Below are 3,962 nucleotides of genomic sequence, written 5' to 3'. Positions count from 1 at the left end.
CGCCGTCCGAGACCGAGCGGGCGAAGCCCATCTCGTGCGTGACCACCACCATGGTCATGCCCTCGCGGCCGAGGTCGGCCATCAGTGTCAGGACGCCCTTGACCAGTTCCGGGTCCAGCGCGGAGGTCGCCTCGTCGAAGAGCATGACCCGGGGCGCCATCACCAGGGCGCGGGCGATCGCCACACGCTGCTGCTGCCCGCCGGACAGCCGTCCGGGACGCACGTCGGCCTTGTGCCGCAGTCCGACGAGGTCGAGCTGGCGGTGGGCGGTCTCGACCGCCTCCTCGCGGGAGAGCCCCTTCAGCCTGCGGAGCGGGAGCGTGAGGTTGCGCAGGACGCTCATGTGCGGGAAGAGGTTGAACTGCTGGAAGACCATGCCGACCTGCTGGCGCAGCAGATCGGGGTCGCGTCGCAGGACGCTCTCGCCGTCCAGCAGGACATCGCCGCGTTCGGGCTCCAGCAGCCGGTTGATCGTCCTCAGCAGCGTGGACTTGCCGGACCCGGAGGGCCCGATCACGGAGAGCGTTTGCCCCTCGGGGACGTCGAGGTCCACGCCCCGCAGGACCGGGTTGCCGCCCAGGGACAGGCGGAGGTCACGGGTCGCCAGGCTGACCGGGGAGAAAAACGTGCCGGTGCGCCTGCCGGTCGCTGCGGTGTCGACGGATCGCTGGTCAGGCACGTGCCGCTCCTTCGAGTGCGGGGTCGGATTCGGTCGCCGGCAGGGGCTCGGAGCCGGTCGTCCCGGTGGTCGGTTCGACGACCCTCCGCCCGTGCCGGAGCCGCCGGTCGACCACGTTGACCAGGTGCGTCAGCGGTACGGTGAGGACGAGGTAGAACAGGCCGGCGAGTACCAGCGCGGACTCGTTGCCGGTGGTGGCGGCGGAGTCCTGGCCGATCCGGAACAGGTCGCGCTGATCGGCGGTCAGCCCGAGGAAGTAGATCAGGCTGGAGTCCTTGATCAGCGCGATGAGCTGGTTGACCCAGGCCGGAAGGACGCGCCGGACGCCCAGCGGAACGATGACCAGTCGCATGGCCGATGCGTACGAGAAGCCGAGGGCGCGCGCCGCCTCGAGCTGGCCCGCCTCCACGCTCTGGATCCCGGAGCGGAAGATCTCGCCGAAGTAGGCGGCGGCGATCAGCGAGAGCGCGAGGATGCCCAGGGGGTAGGGGTCCGGCCCCCAGATCAGCATCCCCTGCGGCGCCAGTCCGACACCGATCAGCAGGATGGTGACCGCGGCCGGAAGGCCGCGGAACACGTCGGTGTAGACCCGGGCCGGCCAGCGCAGCCAGCGTGTCCCGGCGGTTCCGGCCACCGCCAGGAGCAGGCCCAGCAGTGTGCCGATGACGGCCGATGTCACCGCGAGGAGCAGCGTGTTGGGCACGCCGGTGGTGAGCAGGTCGGAGATCGCCGAGCGCATCGATCCCCAGTCGAAGAACGTCTCCGCCAGCGTGCCCCACTGGTCCACGTCGGCCTCCTGTCAGGTCCGTTGCTGTGGTTGCGGTCGCAGGTCAGGGGGTCGCCGTCGCGCCGGCCGGTGCACTCGCGGCCGGGCCCGTCGCCTTCACGGGCGGGTGAGTGACCGAGCCGCTTCCGGGCTTGAACCCGTCCGGTACCGGCCGGCCCGGGTAGTACTGCTCCTGGAGGCGCGTCCAGGTCCCGTCCGCGATCACCTCGTCAAGGGCCTTGTTCAGCGCGGCGAGCAGCTGCGGGCGGTCCTGTGCGACGGCGAAGGCGGTCGGCGCGGGGCTGAGCTGCTTCTGCGCGAGCACCACCTTGCCGCCGCTGTCCTTGGCACTCTTCTCGCCGATCTCCGCGGGGGAGATCCAGGCCTCCGCGGTGCCCGCCTTCAGCTGGTTGAGTGCGCCGTTGTAGTCGGGCACCCGCACCGGGTTGAGGTTGCGCTTGGTCGCGTAGTCGTCCTGGACGGTTCCCTGGACGACCACGACCCGCTTGCCGGTGAGCCGGTCGAAGCCGGTGATCGGCGAACCGGCGGGAACGTCGAGCCCGAAGTATCCGAAGTCGTAACCGCTGGTGAAGGCCACCGTCCTCTTCCGGGCCTCGGTCACGGTGATGGACGAACTGCCCACGTCGAACTTGTGGTTGGCGACCTGCGACAGCAGGGAGGAGAAGTCCGTCGCGGCGAAGTCCACCTTGAGGCCGGCCTTGGCGGCGACGGCGATGAACAGGTCGTTGTCGAAGCCGGTGAACTTGCCGTCCTTGAGGTACACGTTCGGGGGCGCGTCCGAGAGCGTGCCGACGCGTATCGTCCCCGGCACGGGCAGCTGGTAGGGGTTGTCGGCGGACTCGGTCGCCGCCGACGTGCTGCTGCAGGCGGCGAGCGGGGCGAGGGAAAGGGCAGCGAGAGCGGTGGCGAGAACGCGGTGCGGGCGCACGGGGGCTCCAGACATGGCGGTGGCGAAGGAAGGCACGACCGGCCTGCGCGGTTGCACGGGGAACCGGGGCAGGGCGGGCGGCAGCGAACAACCGCACGGATCGGTGCGGGTGCGTACAGATGGGAACGAAGGGGCGGGCGCCCGGCGTCAGAACCGGAGAAGGGCGCGCGTCAGCAGCTGGGGTGACAGCTCATCGCCGTCACGCGGCGCAGGTCGACGTGCCTGCGCGAAACGAGGTAACCAGCCATGCGGGCACTATGCGTGGTGATCGTCGGCGGAGTCAAATCGCCCACGCACTGCCGGTCGAGTGCCCGCTGCGCGGATCGGCTTCGCGGGGCGGGCGGTGCAGTGCGGTCGGTGCAGTGCGGTACGGACTCCCCGGTACGCGTACTACGGGCGGATCACCTGATACGGCGCCCGCAACGAACGGGCGGGTCGGCGGCCTGCCCGGTGCCTGGCTCGCCGATGGCACAGGAGCGGCTGGCCGGGGCCGCCCGGCCCCGCGCGGTCAGTCCGCCCCGGGGCCGGCGTAGAGGCTGGGCAGGTTGACGACCACGGCCTCCTGGGTGCTGCGGGCGATCACGACGACGGCCTCCTCCTCGGGGTCGGGGTTCTCCTCGCGGTGCGGGACGAACGGCGGCACGAAGACGTAGTCGCCCGGCCCGGTGCGCAGCCGCACCTCTACCGGCTCGCCGGAGGAGTCGTCCACGAAGACGAACTCCGGGTGGCCACTGACCACGTGGATCGCGGTCTCCGAGTCGCCGTGGTGGTGGTCGGAGGAGGCCGTCGCGGGCGCTACGTGGGTCTGGCCCATCCAGAGCTTCTCCGAGCCGACCGTGCGGCCGCTGATCGCCGCGAAACGGCGCATGCCGCCGGTCTGCGCGGTGTCGCCGTCGAGCTCGCCGGCCCTGACGTGGTGGAGCCGGGCCCGCAGAGGTGCGGCGGCAGCTCCGTCGCCCGGCAGGTGCGGGTGGAAGCCGTCGCCGGCGCAGCTCGCCCGGCTCCCGCCGGCCGGGTCGGTGGGGCTGGGGGAGGTGGACATGGCGGCTCCCTGGACTGGGCTGAGGCGCGGGAATCGGCGGACGGCACGGCGGCGCGTGCGCGGCAGGATGGCCCGCCGGCGAGGCGGGCGCAGCAGCGGCGCGTTCCGGACGCTAGGCGCGCCGCACAAAGGATGTCAAGAGGTGTCCTTTGGTCGGATGGCCCAACCGGCCACCCGGGGGCGGGCCTTGAAGACGGCCGCGACCGGTGGATACTCGTGGCATGCATATTTCCGCGAAGGCGGACTACGCCGCCCGCGCGCTCGTCGAACTCGCCTGCGACACGGGCCGTCCGCTCACCTGCGAGGCCATCGCCTCTTCCCAGGGCATCCCGTTCCGGTTCCTGAAGTCGGTGGTCGGCGACCTGCGCCGGGCCGGCCTGGTGCGCAGCCAGCGCGGCTGCGAGGGCGGCTACTGGCTCGGCCGCGCCGCCGCCGACATCACCCTGCTCGACGTGGTCCGCGCGGTGGACGGCGGCATCATCACCCTGCGGGGCGAGCCGCTGGACGGCCTCGCCTACCCCGGCCC

At 71.8% G+C, this 3,962-nt stretch carries 5 protein-coding genes; 1 reads left to right on the top strand and 4 read right to left on the bottom strand.

The window, feature by feature from the left end:
• From ABZ641_RS28515 to ABZ641_RS28500, 4 genes are all read right to left on the bottom strand, one after another.
• Positions 1-607, bottom strand: a 607-nt coding sequence (locus ABZ641_RS28515; RefSeq protein ID WP_359986286.1) for an amino acid ABC transporter ATP-binding protein, incomplete at its 3' end; no start/stop codon positions are given.
• A 64-nt stretch (positions 608-671) separates the two neighbouring features.
• Positions 672-1,466, bottom strand: a complete 795-nt coding sequence (locus ABZ641_RS28510; RefSeq protein WP_359986283.1) for an amino acid ABC transporter permease — start codon at positions 1,464-1,466, stop codon at positions 672-674.
• Positions 1,467-1,509: 43 nt separating this feature from the next.
• A complete protein-coding gene (locus ABZ641_RS28505) occupies positions 1,510-2,409 on the bottom strand; it encodes an ABC transporter substrate-binding protein (RefSeq protein ID WP_359986280.1) in 900 nt (299 codons plus the stop codon).
• 493 nt (positions 2,410-2,902) lie between these two features.
• On the bottom strand, positions 2,903-3,436 hold the full coding sequence (locus tag ABZ641_RS28500) for a cupin domain-containing protein (protein ID WP_359986277.1): 534 nt from the start codon (positions 3,434-3,436) through the stop codon (positions 2,903-2,905).
• A 221-nt stretch (positions 3,437-3,657) separates the two neighbouring features.
• On the opposite strand from ABZ641_RS28500, the gene ABZ641_RS28495 reads away from it, so the two are divergent.
• Positions 3,658-3,962 (top strand): Rrf2 family transcriptional regulator (locus tag ABZ641_RS28495; RefSeq protein WP_359986274.1); only part of this gene is annotated, 305 nt, incomplete at its 3' end.

The sequence above is a fragment of the Kitasatospora sp. NPDC007106 genome (assembly GCF_040634455.1).
In the GTDB taxonomy this organism is placed as follows: domain Bacteria; phylum Actinomycetota; class Actinomycetes; order Streptomycetales; family Streptomycetaceae; genus Kitasatospora; species Kitasatospora arboriphila.
Note: the sequence above shows the minus strand (reverse complement) of the source record. Positions and strands in the feature narration are given on the sequence as shown.